This is a genomic window from Streptomyces cinnamoneus (assembly GCF_014650495.1).
GTDB lineage: Bacteria > Actinomycetota > Actinomycetes > Streptomycetales > Streptomycetaceae > Streptomyces > Streptomyces cinnamoneus.
On record NZ_BMVB01000108.1, the window covers coordinates 1 to 504 of the forward strand.

At 40.1% G+C, this 504-nt stretch carries 1 protein-coding gene; it reads left to right on the forward strand.

The annotated features are described in order from the left end of the window. Positions 1 to 504: ATP phosphoribosyltransferase regulatory subunit (locus tag IE182_RS33025; protein ID WP_190113434.1), on the forward strand; the 504-nt coding region annotated here is incomplete at both ends.

Here is a 504-nt window from a genome sequence, read left to right on the forward strand (position 1 = left end):
TCTTAAAAGCAATGGCTGCTTACAGTGGTTTTGAAGAGAAAGATTACGATACTGTATTTATTATTTTAGATAAAATGGATAAGATTAGCTTGGACGGTGTGGCGAAAGAACTGGAAGAGAACGGATATGCAAAGGAATCTATTGAGAAATACTTAGAACTCTTTAAAAAGATTACAAATGATATCGAAGGTGTGCGCTACTGCAAAGAAAAACTGGAAGGATTTTTGGAAGCAGAGACAGCCGATGGATTAGAAATGATTATTTCCAGTGTAGAAAGTGCAAAAGAGGCAGAATTTAAAGTGAGCTTTGACCCGACATTAGTACGCGGTATGTCATATTATACAGGAACGATTTTTGAGATTTCCATGGATGAATTCGGCGGCTCTGTAGGAGGCGGCGGACGTTACGATGAGATGATCGGGAAATTTACAGGGCAGCCGACACCGGCATGTGGATTTTCAATCGGATTTGAGCGTATCGTAATGCTGCTTTTGGAAAGAGGAT